At 43.5% G+C, this 14,733-nt stretch carries 14 protein-coding genes and 1 pseudogene; 1 reads left to right on the top strand and 14 read right to left on the bottom strand.

Annotation, left to right across the window (positions count from 1 at the left end):
• Positions 1-126: 126 nt before the first annotated feature.
• The 12 genes and pseudogenes from N0824_RS09345 to N0824_RS09290 all read right to left on the bottom strand — a co-directional run bounded on the left by N0824_RS09345 (position 127) and on the right by N0824_RS09290 (position 12,096).
• The gene (locus tag N0824_RS09345; RefSeq protein ID WP_002781338.1) at positions 127-600 is read right to left on the bottom strand and encodes a phosphate-starvation-inducible PsiE family protein; all 474 of its coding nucleotides are present in this window, start codon (positions 598-600) and stop codon (positions 127-129) included.
• Positions 601-887: 287 nt separating this feature from the next.
• Positions 888-1,727, bottom strand: coding sequence for a nitrate ABC transporter ATP-binding protein (locus N0824_RS09340; protein ID WP_045361277.1), 840 nt, complete (start codon positions 1,725-1,727; stop codon positions 888-890).
• Between the two features lie 79 nt (positions 1,728-1,806).
• Positions 1,807-3,825, bottom strand: a complete 2,019-nt coding sequence (locus N0824_RS09335) for a nitrate ABC transporter ATP-binding protein (RefSeq protein WP_108936560.1) — start codon at positions 3,823-3,825, stop codon at positions 1,807-1,809.
• Between the two features lie 70 nt (positions 3,826-3,895).
• Entirely contained in the window at positions 3,896-4,726 is an 831-nt protein-coding gene (ntrB, locus tag N0824_RS09330) for a nitrate ABC transporter permease (protein WP_108936611.1), read from the bottom strand.
• A 112-nt stretch (positions 4,727-4,838) separates the two neighbouring features.
• Complete coding sequence (locus N0824_RS09325; RefSeq protein WP_108936559.1) at positions 4,839-6,197, bottom strand: CmpA/NrtA family ABC transporter substrate-binding protein; 1,359 nt, start codon at positions 6,195-6,197, stop codon at positions 4,839-4,841.
• Between the two features lie 593 nt (positions 6,198-6,790).
• Positions 6,791-6,880: pseudogene (locus tag N0824_RS09320) on the bottom strand (hypothetical protein); the annotation flags it as partial.
• 24 nt (positions 6,881-6,904) lie between these two features.
• Positions 6,905-8,116 carry a restriction endonuclease subunit S gene (locus N0824_RS09315; RefSeq protein WP_108936557.1) on the bottom strand — a complete coding sequence of 404 codons (1,212 nt, stop codon included), beginning with the start codon at positions 8,114-8,116 and terminating at the stop codon, positions 6,905-6,907.
• Positions 8,117-8,376: 260 nt separating this feature from the next.
• Positions 8,377-8,832, bottom strand: coding sequence for an NUDIX hydrolase (locus N0824_RS09310; RefSeq protein ID WP_108936556.1), 456 nt, complete (start codon positions 8,830-8,832; stop codon positions 8,377-8,379).
• A gap of 425 nt (positions 8,833-9,257) precedes the next feature.
• Positions 9,258-10,673, bottom strand: a complete 1,416-nt coding sequence (argH, locus tag N0824_RS09305) for an argininosuccinate lyase (protein ID WP_108936555.1) — start codon at positions 10,671-10,673, stop codon at positions 9,258-9,260.
• A gap of 169 nt (positions 10,674-10,842) precedes the next feature.
• Positions 10,843-11,046, bottom strand: coding sequence for a hypothetical protein (locus N0824_RS09300; RefSeq protein ID WP_108936554.1), 204 nt, complete (start codon positions 11,044-11,046; stop codon positions 10,843-10,845).
• A 106-nt stretch (positions 11,047-11,152) separates the two neighbouring features.
• Positions 11,153-11,764, bottom strand: a complete 612-nt coding sequence (locus N0824_RS09295; protein ID WP_108936553.1) for a class II aldolase/adducin family protein — start codon at positions 11,762-11,764, stop codon at positions 11,153-11,155.
• Positions 11,761-12,096 (bottom strand): hypothetical protein, encoded by a 336-nt coding sequence (locus tag N0824_RS09290; protein ID WP_108936552.1) that lies wholly within the window; start codon positions 12,094-12,096, stop codon positions 11,761-11,763. The genes N0824_RS09295 and N0824_RS09290 overlap by 4 nt, the downstream gene beginning before the upstream one ends.
• Before the next feature lie 297 nt (positions 12,097-12,393).
• On the opposite strand from N0824_RS09290, the gene N0824_RS21585 reads away from it, so the two are divergent.
• Positions 12,394-12,528: a hypothetical protein gene (locus N0824_RS21585; RefSeq protein WP_255420523.1), complete on the top strand. Its 135-nt coding sequence runs from the start codon at positions 12,394-12,396 to the stop codon at positions 12,526-12,528.
• A gap of 7 nt (positions 12,529-12,535) precedes the next feature.
• Here N0824_RS21585 and N0824_RS09285 read toward each other — a convergent pair whose 3' ends face one another.
• Together N0824_RS09285 and N0824_RS09280 are read right to left on the bottom strand one after the other, a co-directional pair.
• Positions 12,536-13,600 carry a pentapeptide repeat-containing protein gene (locus tag N0824_RS09285; protein WP_108936610.1) on the bottom strand — a complete coding sequence of 355 codons (1,065 nt, stop codon included), beginning with the start codon at positions 13,598-13,600 and terminating at the stop codon, positions 12,536-12,538.
• 163 nt (positions 13,601-13,763) lie between these two features.
• Entirely contained in the window at positions 13,764-14,657 is an 894-nt protein-coding gene (locus N0824_RS09280) for a DUF455 family protein (protein WP_108936551.1), read from the bottom strand.
• Between the last annotated feature and the right edge of the window lie 76 nt (positions 14,658-14,733).

Genomic DNA, 14,733 nt, shown 5'->3' with positions numbered 1-14,733 from the left:
CCTTTCCCTAATCAGTAATTGGACAAAATTAAATTGACACTCTGGAAGGAGAGAACCCCAGAACTGCTCAACTCCAGAAGTCAAAAATATCTGTGATTAATTCTGTCTAGGTACTTAATCACTACTTCAAGAACGATTATCGCGATTAACTTTTCTGATTAACCAATAACTTGCCGCTAAAGCTAAGGTTCCCACAGTGAGGGCAATTAAATCATCTTTACTGTATTTATTGGGGTCGAAAATAATAATTTTTCGAGAGATGGCAATTAAAGCCGTAACTACGACTAATTCAACCTGTACGATGTGTTTTCTTAGGTAAGCAGTGACGTTTTCTAATAACTCTAAGGCAATCAAAATATTGAGAAATAATCCGAAGATTTCAATTAAAGTTTTACTAAAAAAACCGACTGGTTCCGTAGTAAATAGGTCTTTGATTAGGATAACTACTAGATCATAAAGAGAAACAAGAATAACAATAATTAAGGCTACGGATAAAACCTTAGAAACTATGTTTTCAATGAGATGAATCGACCTCATGAAATCTTCATCGCGCCATTGTTGACCAAAATTGATAAGTAGTTTCCGTATCTGTTTGAGCATGATCGATTAAGTAAAAAGTAAAAATTATTATTGTATTTGATTGCTAATTGTTCTATTTAGCTAACAAGTAGGTATATCCCCCCTTGATCCCCCCTTGATAAGGGGGGTGCTGATCCCCCCTTGATAAAGGGGGTGCTGATCCCCTCTTATTAAGGGGGGTATCTGACAATTTTTAAAATCTACCTACTTAGAAATAATTTTACTTGAAGAAGGCTTCCCTAAAAAAAAAATCTAGGTGCGATCGCTATTAAGTCAACCGCACCCCAAACTAATACAAATGCTCACATCTAGCTAACATCATCGTGAGCGAAACGATTATAGAGGAAGTCGAGGGCATAGTTACGCAGACGATAATATTCCGGATCCTCCATAATTCTCTCCCGATCGCGGGGACGGGGGAAATGAATATTCATCACTTCGCCGATTTTCGCTTCCGGTCCATTGGTCATCATTACCAGCTTATCAGCGAGGAAAAGAGCCTCATCGATATCGTGGGTAATCATCAACACCGTACAGCGTTTATCTTGCCAGATTTTCAGCAATTCTTCCTGTAATTCCTCTTTGGTAATCGCATCCAAGGCACCGAAAGGTTCATCAAGAATCAACACCTCCGGACGGATAGAAAGGGCCCGGGCGATCGAAACCCGTTGTTTCATCCCCCCGGAGATTTGGGGAGGGGTTTTGTCCATAGCTTCGGTTAAACCCACCATAGCTAAATGTTCCCGCACGATCGAGCGTTTTTGTGCTTCCGGAGCATTGGGAGACACCGCATCTACCGCGAGATAGACATTTTCAAAAACACTTAACCAAGGCAATAAAGCATAGTTTTGAAACACTACCATGCGATCGGGCCCAGGTTTAGTAATTTTCTTACCGTTAACTTTAACAATGCCATCGGTGGGAGAAGAAAAACCCGACACCATATTTAATAGGGTCGATTTACCGCAACCGGAGTGACCGATCACACAGATAAATTCACCTTCATTGATGCTGAGATTAACATCCTTAAGGACGGTGTAGGGGCCTCTGGGAGTGGGATAAACCTTAGAAACTCCTTCAATGGTAACAAAAGCTTCTTTAGTGGGGGCCTGGGTTGCCCGGTTAACGGTGTCGGTGGTGGTATACATGATTAGTCTTTGGGGGGAATTAGATAATAGGAGCAATGACCGGGGATAATTGGCTAGGAATTATCCCCTTAGTCGATTTTTAGGCAATTTTGCGAGATTCACTGGCACTAGGACGAGCATCAATAGCCACTTCGGCCATGGTGACGTTTTGTTTGATCTCTAAACTATTGAGATAACCGATCGGATCCTCGGCATCAAACTCGATACCATCGAATAAAAGGATCGGTGTGCGACGATATTTAATATCCCCTAGACCCAATTCCCGGGCCGCGGTACTAAAGACACCCACCCGACAGACGCGTTCGAGAATTTCTACCCAGTTACGCGGGAAAGGAATGTGGCCCCAGCGAGCCATTTGGGTCATCATCCAGAGGTGTTCGGTACGACTGGGACGATTTACCCCATCTCCATAGAACAGATGGTGTGCATATTCTTTCATCGGTCGATCAAGACTGCACGCGTAGGAGTTGGGATCACCCAGTTGGATATAATCGATATTGGTACTAAGATACTGACGACTGGCGAGGATTTGACGAATTTCTTCCTGATTCCCTTCCTCGGCACAGTAGCGACAACCTTCCAGCAGTGCTTTGACTAAAGCGACATGGGTATTAGGGTATTTATTAGCCCAATCTTCCCGGACTCCCAGGGCCTTACCCGGGTGGCCCTGCCAGATTTCTAAGTCGGTGGCGACGGTGTAACCGATACCCTCCATGGCGGACCTGAGATTCCAAGGTTCACCGACACAGTAACCGTCAATACTACCGGTTTTCAGGTCGGCTACCATTTGGGCCGGGGGAATAGTTTCGAGGTGAACGTCTTTATCCGGGTCAATACCAGAGGCCGCTAACCAGTAACGCAGGAGCAAATTGTGCATCGAGGAGGGGTGAACAATGCCAAAAATATGGCGCTGCTCCTTCGATTCCAATAGCATCTGTCTTAAGGCGTTACCGTCAATCACTCCCTCGTCATAGAAGCGTTTAGCGAGGGTGACACCGTTACCGTTACGAGTCATAGTCAGGGCGCTGACAATCGGCAAAGGTTGCTCCTGATAACCACCGACGGTTAACCAGGTGGGCATTCCCGAAGGCATTTGCGCCCCGTCGAGGAATCCCCCTGCGATCCCGTCCACAACGCCTCGCCAACTGGTTTCCCGGACTAAATTCACCTCATCTAGACCATGTTTAGTGAAGAATCCCTTTTCTTTGGCCACTGCTAGGGGCGCGCAAGCGGTGAGGGGAACAAAACCGATTTCTAGATTGACTTTTTCTAAACCGTGACGGGCAATAACTTCGACTTTGCGAGCGCGTAGTTTTTTGATCCGTTTTTGTTGGTTGAGGAAATAGATAATTTCACTCCGGAGACTGTAGTAACTGGGGTGTTCCACCACTTCCATGCGTTTGCGGGGACGGGGGATATCTACTTCCAAAATACCGCCAATTTTTGAGCCGGGGCCGTTGGTGAGCATGACGATGCGATCGGATAATAGCACCGCTTCATCCACATCGTGCGTCACCATTACCGAGGTCATTTGGTATTCTTCGCACAGCTGCATTAACTGTTCCTGTAGATTACCTCTAGTCAGGGCATCTAACGCGCCAAAGGGTTCATCTAAAAGCAGGACTTTCGGACGGATGGCTAGGGCGCGAGCGATCGCTACCCGTTGTTTCATCCCCCCCGATAATTCGTTGGGACGTTTATCCACTGCATGACGAAGATTGACCAGATCGATATATTTTTCGACTTCAGCTTTTCTTTCGTCTTCTGATAGTTGGGTGAGAACTTGATCGACAGCCAGAGTGATATTTTCTTTGACGGTTAACCAGGGCAAAAGGGAATAGTTTTGGAAGACTACCATGCGATCGGGCCCTGGTTTTTTAATGCTTTGACCTTGCAAAGTCACCACTCCTTCCGTGGGCAAATCTAAACCAGCGATCATGTTTAAGAGGGTTGATTTTCCGCAACCAGAGTGACCGATGAGGGAGATAAATTCCCCTTTTTTTATCTGTAAATCGATCCCTTTCAAGGCCACATATTCACCGCCACCACTGAGGGGGAATACTTTATCAATGTTATCGACAGCGACAAACAAACTCATAGTTTTTTCTCCTTAAATTTACTCAAGTTTCAGTTATTTGAAAAATGGGGAAACTTTCCCCATTGATTCCCTATTGACGAACGATTTGAGTTTGCAACCAAGCCATAAAGCGATCGAGTAATAAACCCACACCACCGATATAAAACAGCGCAAGAATAATATCGCTAATGTAGTTATTTTGGTAGGCATCCCAGATAAAGAAACCGATACCGACGATACCCGACATAACGATTTCAGCCGCAATAATCGCTAACCAAGCTAAACCGATCGCAATTCTCAAACCCGTGAAGATGTAGGGAAGTGCCGAGGGAATTAATATCTTGAAGAAGAATTTTTTGCTGGACAATTGCAAGACTTGTTTAACGTTGATATAGTCTTGGGGAATTTGTTGGACACCGACGGTGGTATTAATCAAAATCGGCCAAACTGCGGTAATAAAGATAACGAATAAAGCTGCAGGTTGGTTTTGTTGTAAAGCGGCCAAAGATAGGGGAACCCAAGCAAGAGGAGGAACTGTTCTCAGGAATTGGAAAAGGGGATCGAGGGCCTTATTTAAGAAGGAATTTAAACCGACCATAATCCCAACACCAATACCCACCACTGCGGCAAAAGAATAACCGATTAATACCCGTTGCAGACTGGCTAAAGTTTGCCAGAATAGTCCCTTATCAATGCCCCCACGATCAAAGAAAGGATACATTAAATAAGTACGGGTACGCTCATTGGTGATTAGGTCGGATGGGGGGGGTAATTTGATTAATCCCAGCATCGAGACTAATTGCCAAACAATCAGAAAACCCAGGGTACCGATAATGGGGGGAAGAATGTCATGGGAATGTTTTTTCCAGAATTTACCGAAGTTGAAACCACCGTTACTTTTTCTGCTGACGCTACTTGCCATTTTGCCGTTTTCCTTTGTTGAAGATAAAGTTACTTGATTGGGAAGAGAAGAAAACATTTTTGGGATTAATAGACTAGATTTTTTATGCACCTAGCCTATCGAGAAAAGCTCGCTATTTTTTGATTGCCAAGCTATCGAGATAAGCTTGGGGATTGGCAGGATCAAAAGTCTTGCCATCAAAGAATTTTTCGACACCGCGGGAGGTACTGGTGGGAATATCAGCTGCGGGAACTCCTAATTCTGTGGCTGCCGCTTTCCAAAGATCCTCGCGGTTAACTTTGTCGATTAATGCTGAGGCAGTGGTTAAAGTTTCTTTCGGCAAGAAACCCCAACGAACACTTTCGGTTAAAAACCAGAGATCATGACTCTTGTAGGGATAGGAAACGCTACCGGCGGGATCTTTCCAGTAGAAAACCCCTTTATTTTTGTCGGTGATTTCCGGTTTACCGTCACCCATTTTCTGCATTCCTTTGAGGGGACCGGCGATAATTTCTTCTTTGAGGTTGAAATAAGCCGGTTTAGCGAGAATTGCCGCCGCTTCTGCCCGATTTGCCTCTTGATCGAGCCATTGCTGCGCTTCCATAATTCCTTTTAACACCGCTTTGGTGGCTTTCGGGTTTTTATCCACCCAATCGGCGCGGATAGCGAGGTATTCTTCCGGGTGATAGGGCCAGATTTCTGCGGTTAAAGCTGACATAAAACCGATCTGATCAGCTACAATTCGCGCCGGCCAAGGATCACCGGTACTAAACGCATCCATGGTTCCCGTTTTCATGTTGGCCACGGTTTGGGCTGCGGGTACGGCAATTAGGTTAATATCCGTATCGGGGTTAATACCACCGGCGGCTAACCAATAACGAATCCAGAAGTCTTGATTAGCTTTCGGGAAGGTATAGGCAGCTTTGAAGGGAGTTCCCGTCGTTTTCATGCCGAGGATGTAATCTTTGGCCGGTTTTAGGTCTAAACCGATGTTTTTGCCCTCGTGTTTACTTGCGATCGCAATTCCGTTACCCTGGGTGTTTAACTGCGCTAACACATACATGGGGACTTTAACGTTATTTTTGGTGATTAGTCCCTCGGAAATTAGGTAAGGCATGGGCATTTGCCACTGTCCTCCGTCAATTCCGCCCGCATCTGCCCCAATTTCGACGTTATCTCTAGCGGATCCCCAGTTTGCTTGTTTGGAGACTTCCACATCGGGCATCCCGTGTTTGGCAAAAAAGCCTTTTTCCTTGGCAATAATTAAAGGTGCTGATTCAACAATCGGGATATAACCTAATTTAATTTTGGTGGTTTCGGGGGCCTCTCCGGGGGCCACCGCTACGGGAGAAGCAACCGGGGAAGCGGGCGCGGTGGTGGTGGTTCCACCCGTAGTGTCGGGGGGATTACCCAAACAACCTTTGAGGACAACAGCCCCTGCCGCTGAAACCGCCGCCGTGGTTAAAAATTTCCGTCTCGAAAAATTTGACATAGAATCCTCCTACCTGCTGCTAAAGCAAATATGTGTGCTGAATTATGGGTAAAGGAATCCCTCGCTAAACTTTCCTTCTAGCCCGTGCTATAGAAATTTAGCTATGGAATATTGAATCTCGATTGAACTTACTAAATAAGTCTAGCGGAATTTGGAAAAAATAATTAATCCGATCGAGAATTTTATTTACAAAAATTTAATTCGATTGATAAGAATTAATTAAGACCATTGATATATCTAGCTTCTAGCCACTTAAGCCTGTCTGTGGACTTGGGGTGATGGGGTGATGGGGAGATGGGAGAAACAACAAAATGAGCCAAGGGTGAGTTTTAGGAATGCGGCTCCTTCCGGCTTGGTATGGCATAGAACGAGTTAGTTAGGACAGATGCCTGAAGGCTTTACTCACAGCATCCACAAGGTTTTCACTATCATTGATAATCTGACTAACATAGTTTTTCAATCTATAGCAAAGATCGGGGTGGTTAGGACAATCAATCGCTGAAACCCTTGACCGATAAGAGTTTGAAAATTGAAAGCGTCCTAAATAACCCATTTTTTGCTATATAAAAAAACAGCAAGTTCGGTTATTTTATCTAGGTTTTCCCTCGTGACAGTGTGAGATGATAGGAATCTTGGCTAATTGTCCAACGGTCTTTTTTAATGGCATTTCCCACAAGATTATGGCAGTAATCCTCCGGCTGTCATGGCTACAGTTCCCCCCTAAATGCCCTTTGTAAAAGGGAATTAAAGAGATTTTCAGATTCTTTAAATAGCAATTTTTGTCTGTCCGTGCATTTCTGTTGGGAAACAGCAAAACTTGCATATTTACGTTGTAAGAATATTGGAGGAATGGGAATTACAACTTTTCTTAGCTCTTTCTGTCTAATTCCCTTAACCGTACTACCTGTAGATCTGCGCTCAATTTGGTCACGAACAAATGAACTCTGAAGAGTGCCAAACAAATAGGTATTATCAAGAATATTAGATTTACCTCGCATCAATAGAACTCTTTGAGCCAAAGCAATATCAGGATCATCAACTTGAGCGACTTCTCCTAGGGGGGCTTCTGTCGTAAAAAGAACATCACCTAATTGTGGCAAACCTCTACGCATCCATGAGTCATAATTTTCTCGGGCAATGAATTCATTAGGTGGCTGTATTCGGCCATTTTTGATTATTTTTGCTGTAATAAGTGGAACACCTGAATTAGCTTTTGTTGGTGTTTTTCCACGATAATCAATGAACCTCTCAATACACTTTTCTAGGGGTAGAAAACAATCCTGTCCACAGTGTTCCCTAAAATTTCTTTCAGAATCACCGAACATCTCTAGGAAAGTCGATCGCAATAACTCCTCAGTCAACCGAATCGCCTCTTTGCGCTTGCGTCGCACCCCATCCGCTTTATCTAAAATTGCCGCAATTCTTCGCTGTTCTTCGAGGGGTGGGAGGGGAAGCTGGTACTGTTTGAGGCTTTGGGCTGAGAGGTTAGGTTGTGAGGATCCGTTATCATATTTATAAATTTCTGCCTGTCCAATTGGACTAGCTAAATAACGATAGAAATAGTCCGTTCTAATTTGTTCAGAAGGTCGAATAATTACCAGAGAAGATGCTATTGCTCCCTCCTGAATATCTTTGATAATTGCCGTCTTGCCTAATGAGCCTCTTAAGCAGTACAAAATATCGCCAGACTTAACCTTTCCGCTTCCTAATAAGTCAAACCTTTTTCTAGAAATAAAGTTCATCGATTCAAAATCTATTTCACCATTTTGAATATGACCAGCATTTATAAAAGGGACTCCATTATCAACAAAATCTTTTTGACTTGGATAGTTTTTACCTCTATCTCCATTTATTAGGGTTCCTACTTCACCCAAACTTACCAGTTTCCAGCCTTCGGGCAACTTAGTCGGTTTGCTCATCCCAACATCTCCTTATAACGCGTGTAAAACCTGATCAATCTTATTTTCAAACATAAATCAAATATCCTTTCGGTTGACTAAAGCGGTGGGTTACGACGGATTGTTAGATTGACTTTAACGCCTAGATTGTTGCCGTCTAACCCACCCTACTATGAACTCTTCTCCCCCCTTTTTAAGGGGGGTTGGGGGGGATCGAACCTAAAATCTATTTTTAATTTAATTATAACCAGCTACTTAGGGTCGCAGATACTAGAAAAAAATCAAGCCACTACAGTGGCACCCCTGAGATAATCTTCTAGTTGGCGATCATTGTCGTGACTGAGATTGCCTAGAGGTAAAGTTTCGACGCTAAAAGCTCTCACCTCGCTAACTTCTAATGTATCTTTGATCTGAAAATTCCCCGACGCTGTAACTTCAATTAACACTGAAATGGAGTGAATGCGCGGATCACGCTCAAAAGAGGAATAAACCCCGACTAAACGCCCTAAACTGACTAAATTTAATCCTGTTTCCTCTTTTAATTCCCTTTGGGCAGTATTAAAAATATCTTCCCCCCAATCGACCATCCCTCCCGGTAGGGCCCATTTGCCGGTGTCTCTGCGTCGGATTAAAACAATTGTACCATCAGCAAGCAGCGGAATCATTGTCACCCCAGTTACAGGATGACGAAAGATAATTCCCATCACACTTTTAATAAAATGCCAAACACGACCCATATATAAAGCTAAAAAATAAAAAAAGGGGACGGGATTACTGGAGTTAGGACTTTTGCCTATTGCCTATTGCCTAACACCTATCCCCCAACCCCTAACAATATCAATCTTGACATCCTCGCCGCCCTAAAAGTGCGGCGATTCCTAAACCTCACGATTTAAGTTTCTGCTTCCACCACCGTCGCATACCACAGTTAAAAAACCATGTACTGTCTTACACAGAGTCCACAGACTTTCGCCCCATTTCAGAAGCCCGATTCCGTGTGTCCCACGGTACGTTGACCGCCTATAGCTTCTTGTACTTGTTGCGCGCGACTTTTTACCCGGCCAAGCTTTTCTGGTCGGAACCCCCTAAGCCGAGTTTTCAAGGTGCTGCGCCGTCCACTTGGTTTTCGAGACTGGCCTTTTAATTCTAACGTAAAGCCAACCTAGAACGGCGGGGTTTCAGACGCAAATTTTCGATGATCGAGAATGGCTTTAGCTTGAATTAAAGCCGATCGCACTTGTTCAAAACCTGTGCCACCATAGCTATTACGGGCCGCTACCACCTGACGAGGAGCGATCGCGTCGTAGATATCGGCGTCAAAAGCCGGATGTAATTCTTGCCATTCCGTCAGGGTTAAATCTTTTAATAACTTACCCGCTGCCAAACTGCTTTTAACGACTTTCCCGACTAAATTATAGGCTTCTCGGAAGGGAATTCCCTTACTGGCTAAATAATCCGCCACATCCGTTGCATTAGAAAAATCTTCCGCCACCGCGTTAGCTAATCGGTCAGTTTTAAATTGAATCCCGGTGGCTAAAAGTACCGTCATCGCTTGCAAACAAATCCGCACGGTTTTAACGCCATCAAATAACGCCTCCTTGTCCTCCTGCAAGTCTTTGTTATAGGCTAGGGGTAAACCCTTCATTAAGGTCAATAACGCCTGTAAATGCCCAAAAACCCGCCCTGTTTTGCCGCGCACCAATTCGGGAACATCGGGGTTTTTTTTCTGGGGCATAATGCTAGATCCCGTGGCACAACTATCGGTGAGAGTGATAAAACTAAATTCTTGGGAAGACCAGAGAATCATTTCTTCGCTCAAACGGCTCAGGTGGACCATAATCAGACTAGCGGCCGTCATAAATTCAATGGCAAAATCTCGATCGCTGACTCCATCGAGACTATTGTTATACACCTGCTCAAAATCGAGTAAATTGGCACTGTAATGACGATCAATCGGAAAAGTCGTCCCCGCTAAGGCCCCGCATCCTAGGGGCGAAATATTAGTCCTAGCGCGAATTTCTCCTAATCTTTGGTGATCCCGTTCGGCCATTTGAAAATAAGCGAGGAGATGATGGGCTAAACTAATCGGTTGAGCGCGCTGCAGGTGGGTATAACCGGGGATCAGGGTTTCTAGATGGTTTTCAGCGTGATTGACTAAAGCTTGCTGAAAATTGCGAATTTCTTGCCTAATATCATCGATTTGTTGTCTAAGATACAGACGTATATCCGTTCCTACCTGATCGTTGCGCGAACGGGCCGTGTGCAGTTTTTTGCCCACATCTCCCACAATCTCGGTTAAACGACGTTCCACGGCAAAATGCACGTCCTCTTGATCGATGCCGGGGTTAAAGTTGCCAGTGCGGTATTCTTGACGAATTTGTTCCAATCCAGAGACGAGACTATCTGCTTCTTCGGGGCTGATAATACCCGTATAGGCGAGCATTTTAGCGTGAGCTATCGATCCGGTGAGATCATACTCGATTAATTCGATATCAAAGCCAATACTGGCGTTAAATTCTACGATCGTAGGATGGAGACTACCTTCAAAGCGATCGCTCCAAGTTTTCTTTGCTGTCACTGTTTTCGTTAGATGATTGTGTATAAAGTTAACCAAAATATGCTAGGCAATTTTTAGGGATAATCTGGTGCTGATAGCATTACCGCTTCAGGTTAGAAAAATCTCCAACTCTACAAGCATAAGAATAGCAAGAATTGCTCACTCTGGCTGAAGGCTGATAGGCGAAAAGCTAATAAGAGGTAAAACCTCGAAACATATAACCGACAATGAAACCGATTAATAGGGCCCATGCTTGCCCAGTTTTGACGAAATTTGAGAAGGATTTCTGGAAATTCCCGATGACATCCACGTCTTGATCGGAAATAGTCATCAAGACATTGGTAAGGGGCGAAAAGTCGATCGAGACAGATAGATGATGGAAGATGTCGATCACTATGGCATTCCTCAAAAACGAAAATCTACAGAACAAGTTAACATGAAAACGACTAAATCAAAACCACTTTTTTCTCCCCGGTGGTGAGTTGGAAAGGAGGTCACTTTCAAGATGACTGAGATTGCAGGTAATAGGATAATAATAAATTGCCCGCTTTTGCTAAATCTTGCCCAAAGGCGATAATTCCTTCCTCATGACCACTCATCACTAAAATTTGTTGCTCTTCTAGACGCTCTTCTTGACATAAACGGATAATTTCTGCGGCCATTTCTGGGGTTCCATAGGCGATATTTTCTTGAGTGGTCGGCACTCGATACATTAAATTTTGCCACAGGGGGCGATGATGAATATGAATCACCCCATTAATCTGGGGATTCGCTTCATAAATCGCTCCATGGGTGAGAGTTTCCGAAGAAGCGGCGATTGTTCCCCGACAAGTGACCCAATTTTCTCTCCAATCGTAGTCTATAACTGTGGTGTAATGGGATTCATTTAATACTGAGATACCCCCAGTGTTAGTGCCAGAAATAATGATTTCTTTGTCTATTTTTCCTCGTTTACTCACATTCCCAAAACCGATTCCGTTATCGTATTGACCGATTAATCCCAGTTGATAGAGGCGATTGCGCCAATAATTTAATTCTGCAATCTCTGAGCTTATTAAGGGACGGTCAGGAATCCAAGTACAATTGTATTTAACGTAACCTTCATCAATCATAGATTTTTCTGAAAATATTCGGGATAACTTTGACAAACTTGCTGCACAAATTCCTGGAGAGGATAGGAAATATTAGCGATATAATTATCTTTAATTACTTGGGAGAATAAGGGCAAAACTTCCGTGTCTAAGGCGGGGTTAAATAAGTCCATCGGCAGGATTAAATCGGAACCTTCCCGCACATCAATTGTCTCAAAATTATCGGCTATAATTAACCAAAGAGGACGCACCCAAAGAGCCGAACGACTTTCGATCACCTGAATTACTTCTCCGTATAAAGTTCGATTTTTGCAGAATAAACTAACAATTTGATGGGGAGTAAATGTGTTCATAGACAATTCTAGTTTTCCTTGATACTAAACTCAATTTTTAGCTATAGCAGTAGGAAGTCTCTGGTTTTGGGGAAGGCCGGAACTGGGGAACAGTTTAGTGATCACATTTTGACATAGATTGTAATAAACTGGCAAATTACTTAAAATAATTTAAACTTTTTTCTGGAAAAATTGTTAAAAACTTGACATAAATACTAATTTCCCCATCTTTGAATGATAATAATTAGGCGTGGGGAATGAGAGAAAATGAATGTATGAGGAGAGACAAGATTTGAGAAGAAAGTAATTAATATTTCCTTGATCAATAGGTGCGATCAAGATAGCTATGTAGGTCAAAAACTATGCAAAGTTTACCAGGATTATCAAGAAGAAAACGAAGAAGTGATCGGCAATACTTGGCAGGAATCCTATCAATTTACCATAGAAGCTTAATAGTTGACTAATCGCAGAAAGCCCCGCGCGAGCGTAAATTTTCCCGCAATTCCTCGGTCATACCCACGTTATCGGCAAACTTTGCCCCCTTCACTTTTGCCCCGCTAAAATTCGCTTGAGTGATATTGACTTCAACCAAATTAGCTCCTTCTAAATTGGAGCCGATTAAATTAGCTAAAGCCAAACTAGAACGGTAAAAATCAGCATAACTTAAATCGGCATTAGCTAATAAGGCTCCGCTTAAATCCGCTCCCTTAAAACTAGCGTGACTGCCGTTAATTTCGCTTAAATCAGCATCGGTTAAATTGGCTCCCCGCAGATTCGCTTGATAGAGATTAGCCATGCCTAAAGATATACCATTTAATTCTGCTGCTAGGAGATTTGCCCCAGTAAAATCCGTTAGGGGATTGAGTTCAGCTAATTGGGCTAATTCCAGAAAATCATCAGTAACAGCAGCATAAATTACCTCGATTTGTCCTGGCAATTTCTCTAAATTTTCTGATGCTGCCGCTTTCGGTTCAACTAGAACAGTATCTAATTCTACCTGGGATGACCCCAAAGAAATACGACTTAAAAAAGCATCAAATTGATTTTCCATCAGGAAAAATGCTAACTTTCGCTCTAAAATACTATGTTTATTGGGACTTAGATCGTGTTTCCATAATCCCGATGTTTCCGTGATACAGATATCGGCAGCTGTCACCGAAAATTGCACCGTCAGATGATAAGGTTCTTCCTCCACACTGACGGTTCCTAGGTTAATCCTTTCGAGCGCTCCTGTAAATATTGACTGAGGACTTTTGAAGGATAACCGCCATTGATGATTATTAATACGATTTATGTATAACTCTTGACTAGAAAGAAGATTTGGTGTTAGGAGACAATTAACTAAAACAAAATCTAATTTTCCTCCTTTCAGTCCCCATTTAATTTCCCCGCCGAGGAGAGATTGAATTTGAGCTTGTAGGTGTAAAGTTAAATATAAATCAAATTTTTGCGAGTCGGTGGTTACTGGTTCTAGGGTTAACGATACACTATCGGGATAGCGATCAAGGGCAGCTAAAAGACGCATAATCCAAAAGAGAAAAGCCAAAATAAACAGTAAAAAAGTGGTGATTCTCTGGCCCTAAAGCTGAGAACTCACCCCTATTTAAAACAATAGCTGATTTTCTCGATCCTCGATGAACCTTTATTCGGCGATCGCTGAATGATTGCTTCTGAAAATCAAGGTTAAATTAGTTGACTTTCTCTTTTTTGCCGATATTGCCGTCCGCGTTAAAAAACATCGGCAAAAAGCGTTCCATAAACATTTGTGGATCACGATTCCAGGCTTTTTGCGCCGCTTCTACCCGGAATAATTGCAATTTCGGGTCGAGAAGGGATTGGGGTAAACGTTCGATCAGATATTGAGGACGTTCCCAAAGCGGCATAGTGGCGGCGATTTCCATTAAATGACCGACGCGGCGCAATTCTGCCCCTAGGGTGATGTCCATACCCGATTCATAGGCGGCCTGTTCGATCGCTGAGTATTTGGCCTTAGCTTTTTCGACTTTTTGCCGATGTTCGGGGCTTTTTTGGGCAATTTTGGCTAACCAACGATTACCCCAACGCACATGGCCCGCTTCTTCGGGAAAGATTTTGGCGATTGTTTCCTGAATTTTCAGATTTTCTGGGGTTTGTTCCCCTGCTTTGAGGGCATAGATATGGGCGGCAAAGTATTCGCATCCCCGTTTTTCGGTGACGTTAATTGCCGCTAGGGCCGCAATCAGTGCATCTTCCCTTTGTTCTTCGCCTTGGAATTGATCTTGATCGAGAAGACGTTCAAATTCATCGATATAGGACAACCCCGGCGGTTTCCCCACATCGGCCCCCAATTCGATCAATAAATCGGTTAACCAGTAGGCATGGCGGGCCTCATCAGCAACGTGGTGGGAAAGATCCTGTATCAGTTCTTGCGGTTGTCCGTCTAAGGTTTCGATCAGTTCGGTGAGGTCTTTACAGCTACGTTGTTCGTTGTAGCGGTAGCGGTTGAGGGTGACAAGATGAATTTCGCGATCGCTAATGACACGCTTCATGATGTCGCGAGCGCTCATCGTCTTCTTGAATTTACGAGGGTAAGCAACGGTCATGAGTTTGTATAGTTTTGTAAAGGTCTTCCCGTATTCTAACCCCTAAGAATTGATGAAGTGTTTAAGGCTTGAGGTT

Source organism: Microcystis sp. 0824 (genome assembly GCF_003112475.1).
Classification (GTDB): Bacteria; Cyanobacteriota; Cyanobacteriia; order Cyanobacteriales; family Microcystaceae; genus Microcystis; species Microcystis aeruginosa_C.
This window is presented reverse-complemented; position numbering and strand designations above follow the sequence as displayed.

What these genes read in the sequence shown, in the direction of transcription:
- ntrB (WP_108936611.1), bottom strand. Translation starts at nt 4,726, where the DNA reads ATGGCAAGTAGCGTCAGCAGAAAAAGTAACGGTGGTTTCAACTTCGGT.
- N0824_RS09280 (WP_108936551.1), bottom strand. Translation starts at nt 14,657, where the DNA reads ATGACCGTTGCTTACCCTCGTAAATTCAAGAAGACGATGAGCGCTCGC.
- N0824_RS09340 (WP_045361277.1), bottom strand. Translation starts at nt 1,727, where the DNA reads ATGTATACCACCACCGACACCGTTAACCGGGCAACCCAGGCCCCCACT.
- N0824_RS09290 (WP_108936552.1), bottom strand. Translation starts at nt 12,096, where the DNA reads ATGAACACATTTACTCCCCATCAAATTGTTAGTTTATTCTGCAAAAAT.
- N0824_RS09310 (WP_108936556.1), bottom strand. Translation starts at nt 8,832, where the DNA reads ATGGGTCGTGTTTGGCATTTTATTAAAAGTGTGATGGGAATTATCTTT.
- N0824_RS09315 (WP_108936557.1), bottom strand. Translation starts at nt 8,116, where the DNA reads ATGAGCAAACCGACTAAGTTGCCCGAAGGCTGGAAACTGGTAAGTTTG.
- N0824_RS09285 (WP_108936610.1), bottom strand. Translation starts at nt 13,600, where the DNA reads ATGCGTCTTTTAGCTGCCCTTGATCGCTATCCCGATAGTGTATCGTTA.
- N0824_RS09335 (WP_108936560.1), bottom strand. Translation starts at nt 3,825, where the DNA reads ATGAGTTTGTTTGTCGCTGTCGATAACATTGATAAAGTATTCCCCCTC.
- N0824_RS09325 (WP_108936559.1), bottom strand. Translation starts at nt 6,197, where the DNA reads ATGTCAAATTTTTCGAGACGGAAATTTTTAACCACGGCGGCGGTTTCA.
- N0824_RS09295 (WP_108936553.1), bottom strand. Translation starts at nt 11,764, where the DNA reads ATGATTGATGAAGGTTACGTTAAATACAATTGTACTTGGATTCCTGAC.
- N0824_RS09345 (WP_002781338.1), bottom strand. Translation starts at nt 600, where the DNA reads ATGCTCAAACAGATACGGAAACTACTTATCAATTTTGGTCAACAATGG.